Here is a 21,038-nt window from a genome sequence, read left to right as displayed (position 1 = left end):
GCGGGCTGTGCGGCCGGCCGCGGAGCTCGCCTCCATGGCAAGGCCTGCCCGCTTCCGCGCCGGTCTCAACAGCGTCGGTCTCGACGGGGACAGTCTCCATGGTGGGGATGCGAAGCGCGGCGCGTGCGTCGCACCGCCGCGCGCCAGAGGGATCGGGGCCGGTCGATAGCGCCGCCGATCAATACCGCCGCAGCAGACGCTCCAGATAATCGAGCTCGATCATCGGCCGGCCCGGCTCGGAAAAGCGCTTGCGCAGCTCTTCCAGAATGCGCCGGGCGCGCTGCACGTCGATCTCGTCGGGGACGCGAACGCGCTCGCCGAAATCCGGGCCTTCGCTGCGGCGCGGACGCCCGAGCGGGTCCTCGTCCTGCGGATTGCCCTGCCGCCCCGCCATGCCGGGTCCCTGACCCTGGCCGAGCATCTGTTCCGCCAGCCCCTGCGCACCCTGGCGCAGCGCATCCAGCGCATTGCCCTGCTGGCCGAGCGCCTGTCCCGATTCGCCCTCGCCCAAACTGTCGCGGGCATTGCCCATTTCCTCGCCCGCCCGGCCCAGTTCGCCGTTCTGCGGCATGCCGTTCTCGGCCATCTGGTCGAGAAGCTGCTGCAACCGCTCCCCCAGTTCGCCCTGCCCCTGCTGCAGCTGCCGCAGCGCTTCGGCAAGCTGTTCGGGCGTCATCTGCCCCTGCTGGCCCTGTTGCCCTTGCTGGCCGGGGCGTTGCTCACCGGCGCCATTTTGCTGCTGCTGGTCGAACCGGTGGGTCTGATCCATCAGTTCCTGCTGGCGCTGGATCATCTGGCCGAGCTCGTTCAGCGCCTCCATCATTTCCTGCGTCATGCCGTCCTGCATCATTTGCGGACGCCCGGCCTGCATGTTCTCCATCATGCGCTGCATTTCGGCGAGTAGCTCGCGCGCGGCATCTCGGGAACCGGTCCTGGCCAGTTCCTCGATGCGCGACAGCATCTCGTCGAGATCCTGCGGACGCATCGACTGCATGTTCGGATCCATCGGCTGCATCGCCTGCGGATTCTGCCGCATCTGTTCGGCGAGCGCCTGGAAATACTCGTTCATCGCCTCGCGCAATTCCTGGGTCAGGCGCGCGATCTCCTCATCGGAGGCGCCTTCTTCCAGCGCGCGGCGCAAGGCTTCCTGTGCATCGCGCAGGGCCCGCTCCGCCAGCGACAGGTCGCCGTCCTCGATGGTCAGCGCCAGATCCCAGAGCAGGTCGACCACCTCGCGGAGCTCCTCGTCCGTCGTGGCGGCGATCAGCCGCGTGCGGGCGAAATCCATGCCGAGATAGGTCTTGGCATCGTCGATGAATTTCTCCGGCGCGAGCATCAGCGCATCGAAGGCATCGACGACACGCAATTGTGCATTCGCGTCAAGCGCCAGATCGCGGCGCTGTTCGACGATTGCCCGCGCCAGCGGCTTGGAAAACCGGCGTTGCGGCAGCGTGAAGCGATGCGGCGTCGAATAGCCGGCCTGTCCGGCGTGGTCGCGGGCAGAGAGGACAAGGTCCACCTCCGAACCGGCCCAGGGATGGCTGGTCAGGTCGCGGATCGTCTCGGCCGCGCCGCTCTTGCGCTCGCCGCCGGCCAGCGACAGCGGAAACTCCGGTGCTGCCACCAGCGGCCGGGTCTCCCGCCCGCTGTCGAGGCCGCGCACGCGCACCGGCCGGATTTCGGCGGCGGCCGAGACAAGGCCATGATCGTCGTCGGCGAGATAGCTGAGCTTCAGCGCGCCGCTGAACTGTTCCTGCGGATCGTCGAGAAGGCGGATCGTCGGCGCGGCATCCGGCTCGATGGCGATCCGCCAGGCAGTCACCAGCTCGCCGCCATTGCGGATCTCCAGATCGGCGGAGGCCTCCAGCACCTGACGCAGGTTCACCGCGCTCGCGGCCCCACCCGCGGCCCCGGTCTCGGGCGCCGGCTCGAGCGGCGCGGGCCCCTCCGCGCCGACCAGCCGCACGTCGAGATCGGAGACGCCTTGCGCCCGCACGATCAGCTCACTGCCCTCCGGCACGCTGATCGGCTGGTCCGCATCGCGCAGATCGGCGGAGGCACCGGTGAGAAACACCGGCGCGCGTCCCGTATAGACCGGCGGCGTCACCCAGGCATCGATGCGCAGCGGTTCCGCCGGCGCGGCACCGGCCTGCGGCGCCATCGGCACCAGCCGCTGCCAATGCGCTCCGTTCGCCGTGAAGAAGCCGACCACCAGCAGCATCGCCGCCAGCGCGCGCAGCGCGTAAGGGTCCCGGCGAAAGGCTTCCGGACGGGGCGCGCCGGCCTTCAGCGCCGCAAGGGCCGCCCGCGCCCGGCGCTGGTGCAGCGCCCACATCGCGCGGGTTTGCGGCGTTTCGCCGCCGTCAAACAGCCGGTCGTCAAGAGCGGTGAGGGGGCGGTGGGAAAAGCCGGAAACGCGCTCGACGCGCGCCAGCGCCTCCGCCCGCCCGGGCCACCTGACGGCAACCAGCGGCCGCGCGACCCAAAGGACGACCGCCAGAAAACCGAGGGCTGCGAGAACGGAAAGCCAACCGGGAAGAAGCGTCCATACCCCGAGCCAGGACAGGCCCACATAAAGCGCCAAGACGATGAGGACGCCCTGCAGCGTCGGCCAGACGCGCTCCCACCACAGCGCGGCGGAGGCCTGCAGCAGCGCACGCTCCAGCCGCCCGGATGTCTCCGGCAGGCCCGCGCGGGGGGCGACGTCGTCGTTCAAGTCCGGCGGTAAAGCTTCGCTCAAGTGCCCTGCCTCCACGGCCCGATCAACCCGGCCAGAAATCCCCCGAACTCAGCCCGACACCTAAGGGTGGGGCGTTTTGCTCCGCTTGGCAAGGGACCGACGCGAGCGCGGGGCGAGATCAGGGCTTTGCCAGCCACTCCGGCAGCACGTCGAGCGCCAGCATGTCCTCATAGGTCGGACGCGGCCGCACCACGGCAAAGCGGTCGCCGTCGACCAGAACCTCGGGGATCAGCAGCCGGCTGTTGTAGGTGCAGGCCTGCACCGCGCCATAGGCGCCGGCCGACAGGACGGCGAGGAGATCCCCGGCCGCGACCTGCTCCATCTCCCGGTCGTGGGCGAGATAGTCGCCGGTTTCGCACACCGGCCCGACGATATCGGCGCGCATGCGCGGGTGTTCGGGATCATGACGCACCACCGGCTTGATGGCGTGATAGGCGTCATAGAGCGTCGGCCGGATCAGGTCGTTCATCGCCGCATCGACGATCACGAAGGCCTTGTTGGCCCCCTCCTTGACGTAGATCACCTCGGTGACAAGGATGCCGGCATTGCCGGCGATCATCCGGCCGGGTTCGAAAATCACCTTGCAATCAAGATGTTCCACATGCTTGCGCACCACCTGCGCATAGGCATCGGGATGCGGCGGCGGTTCGTTGTTGTCGTGATAGGGAATGCCAAGCCCGCCGCCCAGGTCGACATGGTCGATGACATGACCGGCTCCGCGAAGATCCGCGATCAGCCCGCCGAGGCGCGAGAAGGCGGCATCGAACGGTTCCAGTTCGGTGATCTGCGAGCCGATGTGCATGTCGATGCCCGACACCTGGATGCCGGGAAGCTCGGCCGCCTGCGCATAGACCGCGCCGGCCCGCCCCCAGGGAATGCCGAACTTGTTTTCCGCCTTGCCGGTCGCAATCTTGGCATGGGTGCGCGCATCGACATCCGGATTGATCCGCATCGACACGCGAGCGGTCTTGCCCTTCTCGCTTGCGACCCGCGAAAGCTGCACAAGTTCCGGCTCGCTTTCAACGTTGAAGCACAGGATGTCCTCGTCCAGCGCCAGCGCCTGTTCCCGCTCGGTCTTGCCGACGCCGGAGAACATGATGCGGTCGGCCGGAACGCCGGCGGCGCGCGCGCGGCGCAATTCGCCCTCCGAGACCACGTCCATGCCGGCCCCCAGCCGTGCCAGCGTGGTCAGCACCGCCTGGTTGGAATTGGCCTTCATCGCGTAGCACACAAGCGTCGGAATGCCGGCGAAGGCATCCCGGAAAACCTGATAGTGGCGGGTCAGCGTCGCCGTCGAATAGCAATAGAACGGTGTTCCCACCCGGGCCGCGATCTCCTCCAGCGGCACGTCTTCGGCATGCAGCCGGTCATTCACATAGTCGAAGTGATGCACGGGTCGTTGTCCTGCCTGTGATCTGCGCGCCGTGGCCGGTTTGTTGGCCGGCTCTGCGGGTCAGCTTGTTGGGAATGCCGGTCCTGAGGCACTGCGCGGCGCGCGCCGGCCCGGTGCCCCGTCAGATGATGGAGTCGAGTATAAAGCGTCGGTCGTCGCGGTCGGACGGCTGGACGGCTTGCGGTTGACCGATGACGCCGCCCGGCATCGCCGGGTCGGCGCTTGCCGGCGTATCGAGCGCGCCGCGTCGGCCGCAGCCGGCCAATGTCAGCGCCAGAACGGCCACGATCAGCACGCCGCCCTTCACCGAGCCGAAGACCCTACCCCTGCCCATGATCCGCTGCACTCCCGTCTCGCCGCGCGGCGTTCGCGCGCTGTCCTGCCTGCGTTTCCTCGCATGCGGCGCGGCGCCCCGCAACCCTTTCGCGTTGCCGGATGCCGCACCGATGAAGAAACGCATGGGCCCGTTCGTCAGGCGCGCGTGCGCGCCTCGCGTTCCAGTGTCTTCAGCCAGCGCCGCGCCTGCTTGCGCACGTTGGCCGGCGCCGTTCCGCCGTAGCTGGTGCGCGAGCGCACCGACTTGTCGACGGTCAGCACGGAGAAGAGATCGGCGGTGATGCGCGGTTCGATGGCCTGCAGGTCGGCGAGCGGGATCTTGTGCAGCGCCACGCCGCGCTCCACGCCAAGCGCCACGATCCGCCCCGTGACATGATGGGCGTCGCGGAACGGCATGCCGAGGACGCGCACGAGCCAGTCGGCAAGATCCGTCGCGGTCGAATAGCCGGAGCCGGCCGCCTGTTTCATCGCCTTGGTGTTGGGCTGCAGGTCGGCGACCATGCCGGTCATCGCGGCAAGCGCCAGCGACAGGCTGGGCAGACCGTCGAAAGCCTGTTCCTTGTCTTCCTGCATGTCCTTGGAATAGGCGAGCGGCAGGCCCTTCATCATCACGAGAAGGGCGGTGAGCGACCCGTAGATCCGGCCCGTCTTGGCGCGTACCAGCTCGGCCGCGTCCGGGTTCTTCTTCTGCGGCATGATCGAGGACCCGGTCGAGAACTTGTCCGACAGGGTGACGAAACCGAACTGCGCGGAACACCAGATCACGATCTCTTCGGCGAGGCGCGACAGGTGCATCGAGCAGATCGAGGCCGCACCGAGCGCCTCGATGATGAAATCGCGGTCGGACACCGCATCGAGCGAATTCGCCGTCGGACGGTCGAAGCCGAGGCTCTTCGCCGTCATCTCCCGGTCGATCGGAAAGGAGGTTCCGGCAAGGGCGGCGGAGCCGAGCGGGCATTCGTTCATGCGCGCGCGCGCATCGCGCATTCGGCTGCGGTCACGGGAAAACATCTCGACATAGGCCAGAAGATGATGGCCGAAGGTCACCGGCTGGGCCGACTGCAAATGCGTGAAACCCGGCATAACGTCGCCGGCGTGCTCCAGCGCGCGCTCCGCCAGCCCCTGGATCAGGGCGGTCAGCTGGGCGTCGAGCGTGTCCAGCGTGTCGCGGACCCACATGCGGAAATCGGTCGCGACCTGGTCGTTGCGCGAGCGCGCCGTGTGCAGGCGTCCGGCCGTCGGCCCGATCAGCTCTGCGAGCCGCGCCTCGATGTTCATGTGAATGTCTTCCAGCGAGCGCTGGAAGGTGAAGGCGCCGGACTCGATTTCTGACCGGATCGTGTCTAGACCGTGAGCGATCTTCTCAGCATCGTCGGCGGCGACAATTTCGCGCGCCGCCAGCATGCGGACATGAGCCTTCGAACCCTCTATATCCTGGGAGTAGAGCTTGCGATCGTAATCGATGGAGGCGTTGATCTCCTCCATGATGGCGTCCGGGCCTTCCGCGAACCGGCCTCCCCACATGCGATTGCTCATGAACTTGCCCTTCTGGCGCCCTTGACGGACGGATAATGGATAGATGACCAACGGACCTAAGACCCGACGACCCCGCCCGATCGTCTTCGCTGCTGTCGCAGCTCTCGTTCTTCTGGCGGGACTGGCGGCGGTATACGTGATCGGCGGGCCAGATGGCAACCGACAGCAGGCCGGGACCTGCACCGGCGCCCTGCAACTGGCCGAGGCCGTTGCCCCGAAGGCAACCGGCGAGGTCGCCGCGTTCCTGCCGGCCAGCAAGCCGCTGTCGCTCGCCGACCTCGCCTTCAAGGACGACACGGGCGCCGATCTGACGATCGGCGATTTCGCCGGCCGCACGGTGCTTTTGAACCTATGGGCGACATGGTGCGCGCCCTGCCGCAAGGAAATGCCGGCGCTCGACGAACTGCAGGCCGAGCTCGGCAGCGAGGCTTTCGAGGTGGTGACGGTGAGCGTGGATCGCGGGTCGGATGAAAAGCCGAAGGCCTTCCTGAAGGACATCGGCGTGTCGCGACTCGCGTTTTATGCCGATCCGACGATGCAGATCTTCCAGACCGCGCGCTCGCGCGGGCGGGCCCCCGGCCTGCCGTCCACCATGCTGATCGACAGGAACGGATGCGAGATCGGCACGCTGATGGGTCCGGCGGAATGGGCAAGCGAAGACGCCAAGGCGCTCATCCGGGCAGCCCTTGGCGAAAGCGGAACCTGAGGGAAGATCAGACGGAGACGTCGAGCCGCGCGCCCATGCCGCCCGCAGGCGGGGCCTTGGCGGCGGCGGCGGCCATTTCGGCGTTTTGTTCCAGCACGGCGACAAGCCCGGCTTCCGCGCTCGCGTTCTGCTTGAGGAACGTGGCGGCAAGCGTGGTCTGCATCTGGGCCTGTGAGGCGGCAACCATGGCGCCGGCAACGCTGGACATGAAACACTCCTGAGGCGTGATCCCCATGCCTAGCCCGGCAGGCGTTAAGCTTGGGTTAAGCCTGTCGCATTCTCGCACCTACCCGCGCGAAGGCGTGCCGGACTTCAGGTCCTTGCGCCGGAGCTTCCCCGACGGCGTCCGCGGCAGGCTCTCGACGAAGCGATAAGCCTTCGGTCGCTTGTATTCCGCCAGATGCCGCGCGGCATGACCGGCGAGGGCCGTTTCGTCGGCCCGCGCGCCCTCGCTCAGGATGACGAAGGCAGTGATCAGGCTGACGCCCGAGGAGGCTTCCACATCGGTCACAGCGACATCCTGGACATCGGGATGGGTGAGCAGGGCGTGTTCCACTTCCTGCGGCGCCACCCGGTAGCCGAAGGCATTCATCACGTCGTCGGTCCGCCCGCCGTACCAGACGTAGCCCTCCTCATCGATGGAGGCGCGGTCGCCGGTCAGGAACCAGTCCCCGCGAAACGCCGCTGCCGTGTCTTCCGGCCGCTCCCAGTAGCGCAGCATCAGCCCCGAATCGCCGCGATGAACGCCCAAAAGCCCGGTTTCCCCGGCCGGCAACGGGGTCGTGTCCGCGCTGTCGGGATCGAGGATCGCGATCCGCCGCCCGGGCTGCGCCCGCCCCGGACTGCCCGGCCGCGTCGGCGTCTCCGGGCCGCTGGAGACATAGGTGGAGATCTCGCTCATGCCGAGCGCCTCATAGAGCGGCCGCCCGGTCGCCGCGCACCACTCGGCATGCAGATCCGGGGCGAGCGCCTCGCCCGCCGTCAGCCCGTGGCGCAGCGCCGGAAAGCTGTCCGGCCGGACCTCGCCATATTTCAGGATGCGCCGATAGAGGCTCGGCACGGCGGCGAACAACGTCGCTCCGCTCGCCTCGATCAGTTCCGGCCAGACCTGCGGATCGCGCGGACCGTCATAGACCAGACTGGTCGCGCCGTTGGCCCAGGGGTCCATCAGCCCGACCCCGAGCGTATAGGTCCAGTTGAAGGCACCCGCATGCAGCAGCCGGTCGTGCGGGCCGAGGCCGGTCCAGCCGCGGGCCATCGGCGCGCGTCCGCGCGCGGAGCGCTGCGCGTGCAAAACGCCCTTTGCCCGTCCGCTGGTGCCGGAGGTATAGACCAAAAAAGCCGGCGCATCCTCGTCGAGATCGACAAACGGAGCCGGCACGGCCTGCTTCAGCGCCCGGAGAACGTCCGGTCCCAGCAACCGTGCTGGCCCCGGATCGGACGGCAGCGTCGTGTGGCCGTCATGCAGGACAAGCGCCGCCCCGCTATCGGCGAGAAGCGCGTCGCACTCGCCGGCGGTCAGCATCGCCGAGGTCGGCACCGGCACGAGGCCGGCGCCGATCGCACCGAAGAACATCAAGGGAAAATCACTGGAATGGCCGAGCCGCAGCAGAACGCGCGCACCGGGCTCAAGACCGAGTGCGCCAAGACCGCCGGCCACCGCGTGAACGGCGGCGCTCAGATCGCCATAGGTCCAGCGCTCCTGCACGACGGCCCCGGGGCCGAGAACCAGAAGCGCCTCGCGCGCGGGATCCGGATCCGCCTGCGTGAGGCAATACTGCGCGAGATTGGCCATGACGGACGCGGGCTCCGTCCCGTCCGCGTCAGCGCGTCGGGACCGGGGTCTCGCCGCGGTAGTCGTAGAAGCCGCGCTGGGTCTTGCGCCCGAGCCATCCGGCCTCGACGTATTTCACCAGCAGCGGGCAGGGACGATACTTGCTGTCGGCCAGCCCCTCGTAGAGCACCTGCATGATCGACAGGCAGGTGTCGAGACCGATGAAATCGGCGAGCTGCAGCGGCCCCATCGGATGGTTCGCGCCAAGCTTCATCGCCGTATCGATCGCCTCGACGGACCCGACGCCCTCATAGAGCGTGTAGATCGCCTCGTTGATCATCGGCAGCAGGATGCGGTTGACCATGAAGGCCGGGAAGTCTTCGGCGACCGCGATGGTCTTGCCGAGCTTCCGGGTGAACACCTTGGACGCTTCGAAGGTCTCGTCTTCGGTCGCGATGCCACGCACCAGCTCGACCAGCTCCATCAGCGGGACCGGATTCATGAAGTGAATGCCGATGAAGCGCTCGGGGCGGTCGGTCGTTGCGGCCAGCCGGGTAATGGAGATCGACGAGGTGTTGGTGGCGAGGATCGCCTCGGGCTTCAAGAGCGGACAGAGCTGCGCGAAGATCTTGCGCTTGATCTGCTCGTTCTCGACGGCCGATTCAATCACCAGATCGACATCGGCGAGTTCGTCCATGCTTTCGGCCGGTTTCAGCCGGTCAAGCGCCGCCGTGCGTTCGTCCTCGGTGATCAGGCCCTTGGCGACCTGGCGCGCCATGTTGCCGTTGATCGATGCAAGGCCCGACTGGACCCGGTCGACGGAAATATCGTTGAGCCACACATCGAACCCGGCCACGGCGCAGACATGCGCGATGCCGTTGCCCATCTGGCCCGCGCCGATCACACCGACCTTCTTGATCTCGACCACCATTTTTCGTTCCGATTTGGGTTCAGCGCGACTGTTCGCGCTCTTGGAAAACTGAGGGGCTATTCATCGCAACTTCCCGCCCCGACCGCAAGAACCCCCCTCCGTTTTTCGCACATGGTGCGGGCGGTCATCGGGCCTTGCAACACCCGTCCGTCCGGCGGCTCAACGAAAAGAGCCCGCCGGACGGGCGGGCTCTTGCGTGTCTCACTGCCGTCCGACGCCGTTGGCCGAACGGGAAGCTCACTTCTTGGCGGCTTCCACGGCGGCCTTGAACTCCGGCAGCACCTCGAACAGGTCGGCGACCAGACCGTAGTCTGCAACCTGGAAGATCGGCGCTTCCTCGTCCTTGTTGATCGCCACGATCACCTTGGAATCCTTCATGCCGGCCAGATGCTGGATGGCGCCGGAAATGCCGCAGGCGATGTAGAGATCAGGCGCAACGACCTTGCCGGTCTGCCCGACCTGCCAGTCGTTCGGCGCATAGCCGGCATCGACGGCGGCACGCGAGGCGCCGACAGCCGCGCCCAGCGCGTCGGCGACCGGGAGCATGACCTCCTCGAACTTCTCCTTGGAGCCGAGCGCGCGGCCGCCGGAGATGATCACCTTTGCAGAGGCAAGTTCCGGACGGTCGGACTTCGACAGCTCCTGGCCGACGAAGCTGGACAGCTCCGAGCTCGTCGCGGCCACGTCCTCGATCGGCGCCGATCCGCCTTCCTCGGCGGCCGCGAAGCTCGCGGTGCGCACCGTGACGACCTTCTTGGCATCGTTCGACTTCACGGTCTGAAGCGCGTTGCCGGCATAGATCGGGCGCTCGAAGGTCGAGGCGTCGATCACGTCGGTCACGTCGGAGAGCTGCATCACGTCGAGCAGCGCTGCGACGCGCGGCAGGATGTTCTTGCCGTTCGCGGTCGCCGGCGCGACGATCGCGTCGTAATCCCCGGCGAGCGACATGACCAGGTCGGCCATCGGCTCGGCAAGCTGTTCGGCCAGGCCGTCGCCGTCGGCGACAAGCACCTTGGCGGCACCGGAAATCTTCGCGGCCGCTTCCGCGGCGGCGCGGCAATCCTTGCCCGCCACCAGCACATGGACGTCGCCGCCCAGGGCAAGGGCCGCGGTCATCGCCTTATGCGTGGCTTCGTTGAGAGCGCTGTTGCTGTGCTCGGCAACAAGAAGTGTGGTCATGGTCCTGTTCTCCCTGTCGTGAGCGCTCAGATGACGCCGGCTTCGGATTTGAGCTTCTCGACCAGTTCGGCGACGCTGCCGACCTTGACGCCTGCCTCGCGGGCGGGCGGCTCCGTGGTCTTGAGAACCTCGAGGCGCGGCGCGATATCGACGCCGCAGTCTTCCGGGGTCTTCTCCGCGATCGGCTTCTTCTTCGCCTTCATGATGTTGGGAAGCGAGGCGTAGCGCGGCTCGTTGAGGCGCAGGTCCGTGGTCACCACGGCCGGCATCGTCAGCTTGATCGTCTGCAGGCCGCCATCGACCTCGCGGGTCACATCGACCGTGCCCTCGCCGAGATCGACGTTGGAGGCGAAGGTACCCTGCGACCAGCCAAGCAGGGCCGCCAGCATCTGACCCGTCTGATTGCAGTCGTCGTCGATCGCCTGCTTGCCGAGGATGACGAGGCCGGGTGCCTCCTCATCGACGATGGCCTTGAGGATCTTGGCGACAGCGAGCGGCTCGGTCGTCTGGTCGGTCTTGACCAGGATGCCGCGATCTGCGCCCATGGCCAGTCCCGTGCGCAGGGTTTCCTGCGCCTGCTGCGGACCGACCGACACGACGATGATCTCCTCCGCCTTGCCGGCCTCGCGCAGGCGAATCGCCTCTTCGACGGCGATCTCGTCGAAGGGGTTCATCGACATCTTGACGTTGGCCAGGTCGACGCCCGACCCGTCCGCCTTCACCCGCACTTTGACGTTGTAGTCAATCACCCGCTTGACGGGGACAAGGATCTTCATGGGGTTTTCAACCTCCCGCTAGCGCGGCTGCCTGCAAGCCGCCGGTCTTGTGCCGAAGTCAGATGCCGTTAGGGCAGCTTCATCGGCTGAATTCTGCCATTTGGACTGTCGGGCGGCGACCGTACTGACGCGCCACCGCACTGTCAACGCTGCGCAGGCCGCCCGGCTGTCGCGAAACCCGCGGCTCGGCGCGGCGCCGCAGAATCCTGCCTACAGTCCGCGGTCGAAAAGCACGACGCCGGGACGCCGCATGACCACGATCAGCGCGGCACCCGCAGCCGCCCCGGCGACATGCGCCCACCAGGCGACCTGCTCGTCGCCGCCGCCGAAAGCCATCATCAGCTGAAATCCGATCCAGGCCAGCAGGACCCATGCGGCGGGCAGGCGCAGCGGCACCCGCCCGAAGGCCAGCACCCAGACATTGACCTTCGGATGCAGCACCAGATAGGCGCCGATCACCCCGGCGACGGCCCCGGACGCACCGATCAGCGGCGCGACCGAGTTCGGGTCGATCACCGCATGGGCCAAACCGGCTGCGGCCGCGCACAGGAGATAGAAAACGAAATAGCGGAAATGCCCCAGCGCATCCTCGACGTTGTCGCCGAACACCCAGAGGAACAGCATGTTGCCGCCGAGATGCATCCAGTCGCCGTGCAGGAAGGCATAGGTGACCAGCGAAGCGCCCTCGGGCAGCACGGCCAGTTCGGGCGCGAGATCGCGAATGTCGAAGAGCACCGCCGGCACCAGCCCGTAGGAGAGGCTTGCCGCTTGCGCCATCGGACCGGAAAGCCCGCCACCCTGCACGATCACGAAGACCGCCACATTCGCCAGGATCAGGCCCCATGTGACATATTGCCGCTGCACGTGCCGCAGGGGGTTGGTGTCATGCAGCGGAATGAACATCGCGTCTCTCCCTGCCCGCGCCGGGGGCTAGCGGTTCTTGCCGGGCACCCACAACACGTCCTGCGCGCCCTTGTCGTTCGCCCAGCGCGAGGCCACGAAAAAGAAATCCGACAGGCGATTCATATACACCATCGCGTTCCGGTTGACCGTTTCCGCTTCGGCAAGCGCCGTCATCAGCCGTTCCGCGCGCCGCGACACCGTGCGCGCCATGTGCAGATGCGCCGCCGCCGCCGATCCGCCTGGCAGCACGAAGGAGCGCAAGGGCTCGAGATCGGCGTTCAGCCGGTCAATCTCCGTCTCGATGGCGGTGACCTGCGCTTCGGTGATCCTGAGCGGCGGATAGGCCGGCGGCTCCTCCGTCTCCGGGGTTGCAAGGTCGGCGCCGAGGTCGAAGAGGTCGTTCTGGATCCGTCCGAGCACGGCATCGAGCTGCGGATGGGCGTCTGCCGTCACCTGGCGCACGAGCCCGAGCACAGCATTGGTCTCGTCGACGGTTCCATAGGCCTCCACCCTGAGATCGTGCTTGGGCCGACGCTCGCCGGACGCCAGCGCCGTCGTCCCGGCGTCGCCGGTCTTCGTGTAGATCTTGTTGAGGACAACCATGGCCGCTCCCTTGCAGGTTGGATGTTGGCCACCCCGTGGGGATCACGGCGTGGATGTTGTCAGATAGAGCAGGGCCATGACGATGACCACGGCCAGGAACTGCAGCCCGACCCGCCAGCGCATCAAGGTCTGCGAGCGCGACGACGAGCCGCCGCGCATCATGTTCCACAAGCCCATCATCAGGACCACGGCAACCGCTCCCACAGCCACCGGGATGAGCATCCGCAGCACGTCCGTCATCTTGAAATCCTTCTGTCCCGGCGGGTTTTGCCCGGCCGGTCTGTCATTCTTCTGAGCGCGCCGCGCGGGTCAGCACCCGGTCGAGCGCGCGTGTCGGCAGGAGCCGTTTCGCCACCGCCATTGCGACCGTGGGCACGGTGATCCAGTATCTCGCCTTCGGTCGCGGCGCCTCCACCGCATGGACCACCTGTTTCACGACGGCGCGCGCCGGAAGCTTGAACAGCGACTTTTCGCCTGCCTGCATGCGCGCGACCCGCTTTTCATAGGCCTCGCGATGCACCGAGGCGGCGATGCCGTCCTGTCCGATGATCCTGAGGAAGTTCTCCAGCGCGTTTTCGGTGAAGCGCGTGGCGATCGGCCCCGGCTCGATCAGCGATACATGGATCCCGCTGCCTCCAAGTTCCAGCCGCAATGTGTCGCTGTAGCCCTCGAGCGCGAATTTCGACGCATTATAGGCCCCGCGATAGGGCATGCCGATGAAGCCCAGAATGGAGGAACACTGCACGATGCGGCCCGCGCCTTGGCGGCGCATGGCCGGCAGCACCGCCCGCGTGAGCGTGTGCCAGCCGAGGAAATTCGCCTCGAACAACTGGCGCAACGCCGCCGTCGGCATGTCCTCCAGCGCGCCGGGGATCGCATAGGCGCCATTGTTGAACAGCGCGTCGAGCCGCCCGCCCGTGCGCTCCAGCACGGCGGCCGCCGCCTCTTCGATGCTTGCCGCATCCTCATAGTCCAGCAGAAGGCTCTCGAAACCGGCGGCCCGCAGCCGCTCGACGTCCTCGGCGCGCCGCGCCGTGGCAAACACCCGCCAGTCGCGCCCGCGCAGGGTGCGCGCCGCGGCCGCGCCGATCCCCGACGAGCAGCCCGTGATCAGGATAATGCGCTGCGGCCGGTCCTGTTCGGCTGCCTTTTGCCCGGGCATCGATACGGTGTTCCTCTCCGTCGCGCCTCAGATCGGTTCCCCGGCCAGCAGGCGTGGGGCCGACCCTTCCAGCCCTGCCGCCTGACGGATGAAGAACCGTTTCAGCGAAGGCAGCCGGTCGACCAGTCCCAGCCCGATATCCCGTACCGCGCGCACTCCATCCATATCGTTGGAAAACAGGCGGTTCAAGACATCGGTCGCCACGCCCATCTGGAACGTGTCGAACCGGCGCCAGCGTTCGTAGCGCTCCAGCACGTCGAGCGCCCCGATATCCTGACCGAGCCGGCGCGCCTCGACGAGCACCTCCGCAAGGGCCGCGACATCCTTGAAGCCGAGGTTGAGACCCTGTCCGGCGATCGGATGAATGCCGTGCGCCGCATCCCCGGCAAGCGCGAAGCGCGGCTTGACGAAGCCGCGCGCCAGCGTCAGTCCCAGCGGATAGGCGTTGCGCGGACCGTCGAGATCGATCTTGCCGAGGTGATGGCCGAACCGCCGTTCCAGCTCCAGTTCGAAGGTGAAATCGTCACCCTTCACCAGCCGGTCCGCTTCCGCCCGCCGCTCCGACCACACCAGCGAGGAGCGGTTGCCGGTCAGCGGCAGGATGGCGAAAGGCCCGGAGGGCAGGAAATGCTCTTCCGCCCGCCCGTTGTGCGGCCGCTCGTGGCGAATGGTGGTGACAATGCCCGACTGGTCGTAGTCCCATTTCACCGTCTGGATGCCCGCCAGATCGCGAAGCCGCGAGCGCACGCCGTCGGCGGCGACCAAGAGCCGCGCGCGACGCGTCTTCCCTGATCCCAGGGCAATCGCTACATCCGCTTCACCGACGGAAAAATCGCTCACGCTTTCCGGCGCAATCAGCTCGACGCCCAGCGCCTCGGCCCGGTTTGCCAGGGCCGCGACCATCTTTCCGTTCGGTACCATATGGGCGAAGGGCTCGCCGGGTTCGACCTCGCCGTCGAAGGTCAGGAACACCGGCCGCACGGCATCGCGAAGCTTGCTGTCGGTGACGATCATCTCCGTCATCGGCTGCGCATGCGGCGCGATGTCCTGCCAGACACCGAGTTGGTCGAGCATCCGGCTCGCCGCAGCCGCGATCGCGGACGCGCGCGGGTCGCCGGCCATCGCTTCGCGCGGCCGCATGTCGACAACGGCGACAGACAGCGCCGGGTCGGCCTGTTTCAGCGCAACGCCGAGCGAGAGGCCGACATATCCGCCGCCGCCGACCAGAACGTCGAGCACGGGATCGGCATCGGGCTTGCGGGTCATGATGATCGGTCCTCTTCCTGCGGCGCGGCGCGGCCGCACCCGTTCCATTTATCGGCGACGACGCGCCGCAACGCCAGTCTTGCGCCCCGGTCGGGCCCGGAACCGGCACACCGGGGGTGCCCTTGGGACAGCCTTGACTTTTGCCCCCTGCAAATCACACGGTCACGGAAACAACTCCCCGGACCGGTGTCCCAAACGCCTGCCACAGATCCTGCGAAAAGGTAATTCCCGCATGCGCTCAGCCGTCGACGACCTTCTCTCGATACTCGATTTGGAGCCGCTGGAACACAATCTCTTCCGCGGCATGAGCCCGCAGGTCGGATGGCAGCGGGTTTTCGGCGGCCAGGTCATCGGCCAGTCGCTGGTTGCCGCCTCGCGCACGGTACCGGAGGAGCGCGGCGTCCATTCGCTGCACGCCTATTTCCTGCGTCCCGGCGACCCGGCGGTGCCGATCATCTACGAGGTCGACAGGATCCGCGACGGCGGCAGCTTCACCACCCGCCGCGTCGTGGCGATCCAGCACGGTCACGCGATCTTTTCCATGTCCGCCTCCTTCCAGAAGCACGAGGAGGGACTGGAACACCAGATGACCATGCCCGAGGTCACCGCGCCGGAGGAGCTGCCGAGCGAGGCGGAGCTGAAGGAGAAATTCCTGGCGCATGCGCCGGAGCCGGTGCGCCGCTACTGGGAGCGCGACCGGCCGATCGAGCTTCGCCCCGTCGACTTGACCCATTATTTCAGCCGCAAGAAGCTGACGCCGGCGCAAAACGTCTGGGTCCGGGCGAGCGCCTCGCTCCCCGACGATCCACGCATCCACTCCTGCGTGCTGGCCTATGCCTCCGACATGACGCTGCTCGACACCGCGCTCTTCGCCCATGGCACCAGCGTGTTCGATCCCAAGCTCCAGATCGCGAGCCTCGACCACGCGATGTGGTTTCACCGCCCCTTCCGCGCCGACGAGTGGCTGCTTTACTCGGAAGACAGTCCGTCCGCCTCCGGCGGGCGCGGCTTCACGCGCGGCGCGCTTTACGACCGGGCCGGCCACCTGGTGGCGTCGGTCGCGCAGGAAGGACTGATCCGCATGCGCAAGGCGCCCTGACGCCGGCTCAGGAGAACCGGCCGCTGAAGCCGGTGATCGCCAGCGGATTGTCGGACATGGCGACCTTGTCCGGCGTATCAGCCGAAACGCCGCCGGTAAAGGCGTCGAACATGCGCTGGACGAAGCCCTCCGGCAGGTCGCGAGTGATGAAGACCAGCCGCGTGCGGTGGTCCTCGTCCGGCCATTTCGGCAGGGTCGCCGGCGGGTGAAACACATGCTGCACCCCGTGCAGCACCACCGGCCGGTCCGGATCCTCGGCAAGCTTCACGATGCCCTTCATGCGCAAGAGCTTCGGCCCGTGGGCGGAGCGCAAAAGGTCGAGGAACATGTCCAGCGCACCGGCGGAAATCGCCTTGTCGCTGGTCAGCGAAAACGCCCGGATCCCGTCGCCATGCCGGTTCACGTCATGCGCATGCCCATGGTGGTCATGCCCATGGTCGTGGTCGTGGTCGTGGTCGTGATTGTGCCCGTGGTCATGGTGATGGTCGTGGTCGTGGTCGTGATGCGCGTGATCGCCGCCATAGGCCTCCGCGTTGAGCCAGCGCGCCACGTCGGCGGTCTTGGTGGCCGGATCGTAGAGCCCGGTCCCGATCAGATGCGCCGCGGCCGCCTCGCCCTCGGCAGCGATGAGGACCGGAGCGGCCGGATTGAGCGCCGCGATCCGCCGGCGCAAGGGCGAGGCCGGATCGAGGGCGACGGCACCGTCGTCCAGGTCGGTCTTGGTCAACACGATGCGGTCGGCGACGGCGATCTGTTTCACCGCCTCTTCCTGGGTTTCGAGCGTTCCCAGCCCGTTGACCGCATCGACCAGCGTCACCACGCCGTCGAGCTGATAGCGCATCACCAGATAGGGATGCTGCATCACCGTGTGCAGCACGGGCGCGGGATCGGCGAGCCCCGTGGTCTCGATCACGACGCGCGACAGGCGCTCGGTGTGACCGTTGTCGAGCCGGCGCAGCAGGTTTTCCAGCGTCGTCACCAGATCGCCGCGAATGGTGCAGCACAGGCACCCGGACGACAGTTCGATGATGCCTTCCTCCCCGCCTTCGACGAAGAGATGGTCGAGCCCGACCTCGCCGAACTCGTTGATGATCACCGCCGCATCCGACAGCGCCGGATCGACCAGCAGCCGGTTGAGCAGCGTCGTCTTGCCGGCGCCCAGGAAGCCGGTGATGACGGTCAGCGGGATCGGCGGCTTGGGGCCGCGCGCGGGCTTTTGCGCAGACGTGGTTTCGCTCACGAGGACCCTCTATCGAAAACTGGCGGGATGATAACGGCGACGACCGTCCGGGCAAAGCGACATGCCCGATCGCACGTCCCCGGTCAATCGCCGACGTGGAGCCTGTGCCCCGCTAGGGGCGGGGGTTTTGCGGCGGGATCGGCGCGATCAGCAGCGGCTCGCCGCGGAAGATCGCGCCCGGTTTCGCCGGCTGTTGCGCCACCGGCGCCGCCACGGCCGGCACGCTCGCCAGACCTGCGGCCGCCGCAAGCGGCTTGGCGACCGGCTTCGGCGTTCCGGGCACCGGGACCGGTGTGCCATCGACCACCTGCGGCGCGATCGCGGCACTCGGCGCGGACGTGGAGACGGGAACCGCTTGATAGTCGCGCAGGCGCGGACCGATCACCGTATCCATCACCTTGGCCCAGTCGGTCTTGCCGTCGGCACGCAGGGGGACCGTCAGCGATCCGACCTGCCCGCTCGGAGCGGGCGCTGCGACGATGCTGCGACGAATGCCGCCGCTGTTCAGATCGCCACGCGCGAAGGACAGGATGGAGGAGGAGCGGGTCTTCTTGGCGAAGGCCGCCATCAGCTCTTCGGCTTCCGGCCGGCTGTTGCGCTTGCAGTAGCCATCGGCCGGCGGCTTGCCGGCGACGCCGGTAAGCTGGTCGACCGACCGGCCGCCACGCGCCTTGAAACCGTCGTCGATCAGCACCCGTGCCTTGGCCGCGCGCTCCACGCCGGAGGCAGCACCCAGAATGACCGCCATCACCGTGCGCCCGCCGCGGGTCGCGGACACCACCACATTCAGGCCGGAATTGCAGATATAGCCGGTCTTCATGCCGTTGGCGCCCTGAACGCGAAGCAGGAACTCCCGGTTGGCCGAGCGCAACGCCTTCTTGCCGACGCGAATGCCGACAAGGTTGAAATAGGAGCGATACTCCGGGAACTCGCGCCAGACCGCGCGCGCCAGGACCGCAAGGTCGCGGGCCGACGATACCTGCCGGTTGTCCGGCAGGCCGTGCGGATTGACGAAGCGCGTGGCGCTCATGCCGAGCCGGCGGGCTTCGGCGTTCATCATCTGGATGAAAGCGGGCTCCGAGCCGCCGATCGATTCCGCGACCGCGACGGCGACATCATTCGCCGACTTCACGATCAGCATCTTCAGCGCGCTTTCCAGCGAGATCCGCGTGCCCGGCTTGAAGCCCATTTTGCTGGGCGGTTCGGCATGGGCATTCGCGCTGATCGTCACCGCCGACTGCGGCGTCGCCCGCCCGTCGCGGATCGCCTTGAAGGTGAGATAGGCGGTCATCAGCTTGGTGATGGAGGCGGGGTACCACTGGCGCAGCGCCTGCTTCTGGTCGAGCACCGCGCCGCTCTCCATGTCGACGACGATCCAGGCGCCGATGTCGGCGCGCGCCGGAGCCGCGGGAAGCGCAAGCATCGCAAGCCCCGCCCACAAGGCGAATGACCGCACCGGCCGAACCGGCGCGAGCAGCGCAGCAACAACTGATCGAAACATGTCGTGCCTTCCGTCTTCGATAGGCCGTCGACCCTCCAGGGCGGTATCTAACCGAACGCGCCGCCCAAATGCAAAGACCACATGCCTTGGCCCGCCATGCACCCCGCCGAAATCGACCTCAAACAGGGCAATTGCCCAAAATTACGGCAATCGGGAGGCATGCGCCGCGCTCACGGCCCCGAACTTGCCGCATCGAGCGGATCGCCCCGCACCGGGATCATGCCTGCTCGAGGCCCTCGCCGCCGCGCGCGATCCGATTGGCCCCTGTCTTGCTTCGCTTCCGGAAAACGGCAGCGGGATGGCACGCCATGTGTTCTGCCCGACACCGCAGGTTCCCAGGACGACGGACACCCCATCGATGACGATTGACCCCGCCTTTTCCGCCCCCGCACCCTCCCTCGGCCTGCAACGGGTCACCGGCCGGGCCCGGGTGCGGTTCGAGCGGGCGGGCGAGACGGTGCGGCTGCGCGATCTCGACCAGAGCGGCTCGGCCAAGGTGCGCCTCCCCAAGGTCCACGGCGAGGCTCCCGTGGCGGTGTTTCTCAACACAGCAGGCGGCCTCACCGGCGGCGACCGGCTGGAGTATGAGGCGCAAGCCGGCGAAGACGCCCACGCCGTGATCACGACACAGGCGGCTGAGCGCATCTATCGCAGCCAGGAGGGCCCGGCCGATGTCCAGGGCGCGATCCGGGTGGATGCCGGCGGCCTGGTCGAATGGCTGCCGCAGGAAACGATCCTTTTCGACGAGGCGGCCCTGACCCGCGCGCTCACCGTCGATCTTGAGGGAAACGCCCGCCTTCTGGCGGTTGAAAGCGTCGTGCTCGGCCGCGAGGCCATGGGCGAGGATGTCCACGCCGTCTCCTTCCGCGACCGCTGGCGCATCCGCCGCAACGGGCAGCTGGTCTTCGCCGACGAGACCCGCATCAGCGGCGATGCGACGGATATCCTGTCCGGCTCGGCGACGGCGGCGGGCGGCCGCGCCTTCGCAACGCTGGTGGACTGCCGCGAGGATGCGGAAGGCGACATCGACGCGGCCAGGACCGCGGTCGGCGACATTCGCCGCGACGGCCTCAGCGCCGGCGTCAGCGCGCGCAGCGGCTTGCTCATCTTCCGCCTTGTCGCCGAAAACGGACAGATCCTGCGGGCCGGGCTGATGGGGTTGCTGGAGGCCTGGCGGGGCGCGCGGCTGCCGCGCACATGGTATTGCTAGACAGTGCAGGACACGCCGTTTCGCCGGCTTCACGACAGGACAAGGGTTTGGGGACCGCCACATGAAACTGACACCGCGGGAAAAGGACAAGCTGCTGGTGGCGATGGCCGCCGAGGTGGCGCGCAAGCGGCTGCAACGGGGCGTCAAGCTCAACCACCCCGAGGCCATCGCCCTGATCACCGACTTCGTCGTCGAGGGCGCGCGCGACGGGCGCAGCGTCGCGGAGATGATGAGCGCCGGCGCCTCGGTGCTGACGCGCGACCAGGTGATGGAGGGCGTCGCCGAGATGATCCACGACGTCCAGGTCGAGGCGACCTTTCCCGACGGCACCAAGCTCGTCACCGTCCACCAACCGATCCGCTGAGGGCGCCGCCATGATCCCCGGAGAAATCTTCCCCGCCGACGGCGAGATCGAGCTGAACGCCGGACGGCCCACGCTTGAAATCGACGTCGCCAACACCGGCGACCGGCCGGTGCAGGTCGGCTCGCACTATCATTTCGCCGAGACCAATCCGGCGCTTGCCTTCGACCGGGCGGCCGCGCGCGGGTTGCGCCTCGATATTCCGGCGGGAACCGCCATCCGCTTCGAGCCGGGCCAGACGCGCTCCGTCACGCTCATTCCCTTCGTCGGAGACCGGACGGTCTACGGCTTCAACGCCAGGGTGATGGGGCCGCTATGACAC

The 21,038-nt window shown here is 67.5% G+C and carries 21 protein-coding genes; 5 read left to right on the top strand and 16 right to left on the bottom strand.

Annotated features, from left to right (window positions below; genetic code table 11):
• Nucleotides 1–178: 178 nt before the first annotated feature.
• The 4 genes from LC092_RS11500 to argH form a co-directional block, all read right to left on the bottom strand.
• Nucleotides 179–2,740 carry a TIGR02302 family protein gene (locus LC092_RS11500; protein WP_224806675.1) on the bottom strand — a complete coding sequence of 854 codons (2,562 nt, stop codon included), beginning with the start codon at nt 2,738–2,740 and terminating at the stop codon, nt 179–181.
• Between the two features lie 118 nt (nt 2,741–2,858).
• On the bottom strand, nt 2,859–4,133 hold the full coding sequence (lysA, locus tag LC092_RS11495; protein WP_224806674.1) for a diaminopimelate decarboxylase: 1,275 nt from the start codon (nt 4,131–4,133) through the stop codon (nt 2,859–2,861).
• Between the two features lie 121 nt (nt 4,134–4,254).
• Nucleotides 4,255–4,467: an LPS translocon maturation chaperone LptM gene (gene lptM, locus LC092_RS11490; RefSeq protein WP_224806673.1), complete on the bottom strand. Its 213-nt coding sequence runs from the start codon at nt 4,465–4,467 to the stop codon at nt 4,255–4,257.
• Between the two features lie 137 nt (nt 4,468–4,604).
• A complete protein-coding gene (argH, locus tag LC092_RS11485) occupies nt 4,605–6,005 on the bottom strand; it encodes an argininosuccinate lyase (protein WP_224806672.1) in 1,401 nt (466 codons plus the stop codon).
• 43 nt (nt 6,006–6,048) lie between these two features.
• Between argH and tlpA the strand changes: the two genes are divergently transcribed.
• Nucleotides 6,049–6,711: a thiol:disulfide interchange protein TlpA gene (tlpA, locus tag LC092_RS11480; RefSeq protein WP_224806671.1), complete on the top strand. Its 663-nt coding sequence runs from the start codon at nt 6,049–6,051 to the stop codon at nt 6,709–6,711.
• A gap of 7 nt (nt 6,712–6,718) precedes the next feature.
• On the opposite strand, the gene LC092_RS11475 is transcribed toward tlpA, so the two are convergent.
• The 10 genes from LC092_RS11475 to LC092_RS11430 all read right to left on the bottom strand — a co-directional run bounded on the left by LC092_RS11475 (nt 6,719) and on the right by LC092_RS11430 (nt 15,305).
• Nucleotides 6,719–6,919, bottom strand: coding sequence for a hypothetical protein (locus tag LC092_RS11475; RefSeq protein WP_224806670.1), 201 nt, complete (start codon nt 6,917–6,919; stop codon nt 6,719–6,721).
• Between the two features lie 78 nt (nt 6,920–6,997).
• On the bottom strand, nt 6,998–8,506 hold the full coding sequence (locus LC092_RS11470) for a class I adenylate-forming enzyme family protein (RefSeq protein WP_224806669.1): 1,509 nt from the start codon (nt 8,504–8,506) through the stop codon (nt 6,998–7,000).
• A 28-nt stretch (nt 8,507–8,534) separates the two neighbouring features.
• Nucleotides 8,535–9,416, bottom strand: a complete 882-nt coding sequence (locus LC092_RS11465; protein WP_224806668.1) for a 3-hydroxybutyryl-CoA dehydrogenase — start codon at nt 9,414–9,416, stop codon at nt 8,535–8,537.
• 237 nt (nt 9,417–9,653) lie between these two features.
• A complete protein-coding gene (locus LC092_RS11460) occupies nt 9,654–10,595 on the bottom strand; it encodes an electron transfer flavoprotein subunit alpha/FixB family protein (protein WP_224806667.1) in 942 nt (313 codons plus the stop codon).
• 26 nt (nt 10,596–10,621) lie between these two features.
• Nucleotides 10,622–11,371 (bottom strand): electron transfer flavoprotein subunit beta/FixA family protein, encoded by a 750-nt coding sequence (locus LC092_RS11455; RefSeq protein WP_224806666.1) that lies wholly within the window; start codon nt 11,369–11,371, stop codon nt 10,622–10,624.
• 210 nt (nt 11,372–11,581) lie between these two features.
• Nucleotides 11,582–12,274, bottom strand: a complete 693-nt coding sequence (locus LC092_RS11450; RefSeq protein WP_224806665.1) for a rhomboid family intramembrane serine protease — start codon at nt 12,272–12,274, stop codon at nt 11,582–11,584.
• A gap of 27 nt (nt 12,275–12,301) precedes the next feature.
• Nucleotides 12,302–12,877, bottom strand: coding sequence for a cob(I)yrinic acid a,c-diamide adenosyltransferase (locus LC092_RS11445; protein ID WP_224806664.1), 576 nt, complete (start codon nt 12,875–12,877; stop codon nt 12,302–12,304).
• A gap of 42 nt (nt 12,878–12,919) precedes the next feature.
• Nucleotides 12,920–13,117, bottom strand: coding sequence for a twin transmembrane helix small protein (locus LC092_RS11440; protein ID WP_224806663.1), 198 nt, complete (start codon nt 13,115–13,117; stop codon nt 12,920–12,922).
• Between the two features lie 43 nt (nt 13,118–13,160).
• On the bottom strand, nt 13,161–14,039 hold the full coding sequence (locus tag LC092_RS11435) for an SDR family oxidoreductase (RefSeq protein WP_224806662.1): 879 nt from the start codon (nt 14,037–14,039) through the stop codon (nt 13,161–13,163).
• 27 nt (nt 14,040–14,066) lie between these two features.
• Nucleotides 14,067–15,305, bottom strand: coding sequence for a ubiquinone biosynthesis hydroxylase (locus tag LC092_RS11430; RefSeq protein WP_224806661.1), 1,239 nt, complete (start codon nt 15,303–15,305; stop codon nt 14,067–14,069).
• Between the two features lie 232 nt (nt 15,306–15,537).
• Here LC092_RS11430 and tesB point away from each other — a divergent pair, with 232 nt between their 5' ends.
• Nucleotides 15,538–16,404 carry an acyl-CoA thioesterase II gene (gene tesB, locus LC092_RS11425; RefSeq protein ID WP_224806660.1) on the top strand — a complete coding sequence of 289 codons (867 nt, stop codon included), beginning with the start codon at nt 15,538–15,540 and terminating at the stop codon, nt 16,402–16,404.
• Nucleotides 16,405–16,411: 7 nt separating this feature from the next.
• Here the strand turns inward: tesB and LC092_RS11420 are convergent, their stop codons facing one another.
• Both LC092_RS11420 and LC092_RS11415 read right to left on the bottom strand, forming a co-directional pair.
• Nucleotides 16,412–17,644 carry a CobW family GTP-binding protein gene (locus LC092_RS11420; protein ID WP_224806659.1) on the bottom strand — a complete coding sequence of 411 codons (1,233 nt, stop codon included), beginning with the start codon at nt 17,642–17,644 and terminating at the stop codon, nt 16,412–16,414.
• A 112-nt stretch (nt 17,645–17,756) separates the two neighbouring features.
• Complete coding sequence (locus LC092_RS11415) at nt 17,757–19,145, bottom strand: D-alanyl-D-alanine carboxypeptidase family protein (RefSeq protein WP_224806658.1); 1,389 nt, start codon at nt 19,143–19,145, stop codon at nt 17,757–17,759.
• 358 nt (nt 19,146–19,503) lie between these two features.
• Here LC092_RS11415 and LC092_RS11410 point away from each other — a divergent pair, with 358 nt between their 5' ends.
• The 3 genes from LC092_RS11410 to LC092_RS11400 all read left to right on the top strand — a co-directional run bounded on the left by LC092_RS11410 (nt 19,504) and on the right by LC092_RS11400 (nt 21,035).
• On the top strand, nt 19,504–20,355 hold the full coding sequence (locus tag LC092_RS11410) for an urease accessory protein UreD (protein WP_224806657.1): 852 nt from the start codon (nt 19,504–19,506) through the stop codon (nt 20,353–20,355).
• Nucleotides 20,356–20,416: 61 nt separating this feature from the next.
• On the top strand, nt 20,417–20,719 hold the full coding sequence (locus LC092_RS11405; RefSeq protein WP_224806656.1) for an urease subunit gamma: 303 nt from the start codon (nt 20,417–20,419) through the stop codon (nt 20,717–20,719).
• A 10-nt stretch (nt 20,720–20,729) separates the two neighbouring features.
• Nucleotides 20,730–21,035, top strand: a complete 306-nt coding sequence (locus LC092_RS11400; RefSeq protein WP_224806655.1) for an urease subunit beta — start codon at nt 20,730–20,732, stop codon at nt 21,033–21,035.
• Nucleotides 21,036–21,038 lie beyond the last annotated feature (3 nt).

The sequence above is a fragment of the Stappia stellulata genome (genome assembly GCF_020176715.1).
Lineage (GTDB): Bacteria > Pseudomonadota > Alphaproteobacteria > Rhizobiales > Stappiaceae > Stappia.
The sequence above is the reverse complement of the archived record's forward strand: the minus strand, read 5'-3'. Positions and strand labels throughout refer to the sequence as shown.

Coding starts and splice junctions, on each gene's coding strand:
- LC092_RS11450 (WP_224806665.1), bottom strand. CDS start 12,274: ATGTTCATTCCGCTGCATGACACCAACCCCCTGCGGCACGTGCAGCGG.
- lptM (WP_224806673.1), bottom strand. CDS start 4,467: ATGGGCAGGGGTAGGGTCTTCGGCTCGGTGAAGGGCGGCGTGCTGATC.
- LC092_RS11440 (WP_224806663.1), bottom strand. CDS start 13,117: ATGACGGACGTGCTGCGGATGCTCATCCCGGTGGCTGTGGGAGCGGTT.
- LC092_RS11445 (WP_224806664.1), bottom strand. CDS start 12,877: ATGGTTGTCCTCAACAAGATCTACACGAAGACCGGCGACGCCGGGACG.
- tesB (WP_224806660.1), top strand. CDS start 15,538: ATGCGCTCAGCCGTCGACGACCTTCTCTCGATACTCGATTTGGAGCCG.
- LC092_RS11455 (WP_224806666.1), bottom strand. CDS start 11,371: ATGAAGATCCTTGTCCCCGTCAAGCGGGTGATTGACTACAACGTCAAA.
- LC092_RS11405 (WP_224806656.1), top strand. CDS start 20,417: ATGAAACTGACACCGCGGGAAAAGGACAAGCTGCTGGTGGCGATGGCC.
- LC092_RS11430 (WP_224806661.1), bottom strand. CDS start 15,305: ATGACCCGCAAGCCCGATGCCGATCCCGTGCTCGACGTTCTGGTCGGC.
- LC092_RS11415 (WP_224806658.1), bottom strand. CDS start 19,145: ATGTTTCGATCAGTTGTTGCTGCGCTGCTCGCGCCGGTTCGGCCGGTG.
- tlpA (WP_224806671.1), top strand. CDS start 6,049: ATGACCAACGGACCTAAGACCCGACGACCCCGCCCGATCGTCTTCGCT.
- LC092_RS11410 (WP_224806657.1), top strand. CDS start 19,504: ATGACGATTGACCCCGCCTTTTCCGCCCCCGCACCCTCCCTCGGCCTG.
- LC092_RS11470 (WP_224806669.1), bottom strand. CDS start 8,506: ATGGCCAATCTCGCGCAGTATTGCCTCACGCAGGCGGATCCGGATCCC.
- LC092_RS11435 (WP_224806662.1), bottom strand. CDS start 14,039: ATGCCCGGGCAAAAGGCAGCCGAACAGGACCGGCCGCAGCGCATTATC.
- LC092_RS11465 (WP_224806668.1), bottom strand. CDS start 9,416: ATGGTGGTCGAGATCAAGAAGGTCGGTGTGATCGGCGCGGGCCAGATG.
- LC092_RS11460 (WP_224806667.1), bottom strand. CDS start 10,595: ATGACCACACTTCTTGTTGCCGAGCACAGCAACAGCGCTCTCAACGAA.
- LC092_RS11400 (WP_224806655.1), top strand. CDS start 20,730: ATGATCCCCGGAGAAATCTTCCCCGCCGACGGCGAGATCGAGCTGAAC.
- LC092_RS11475 (WP_224806670.1), bottom strand. CDS start 6,919: ATGTCCAGCGTTGCCGGCGCCATGGTTGCCGCCTCACAGGCCCAGATG.
- argH (WP_224806672.1), bottom strand. CDS start 6,005: ATGAGCAATCGCATGTGGGGAGGCCGGTTCGCGGAAGGCCCGGACGCC.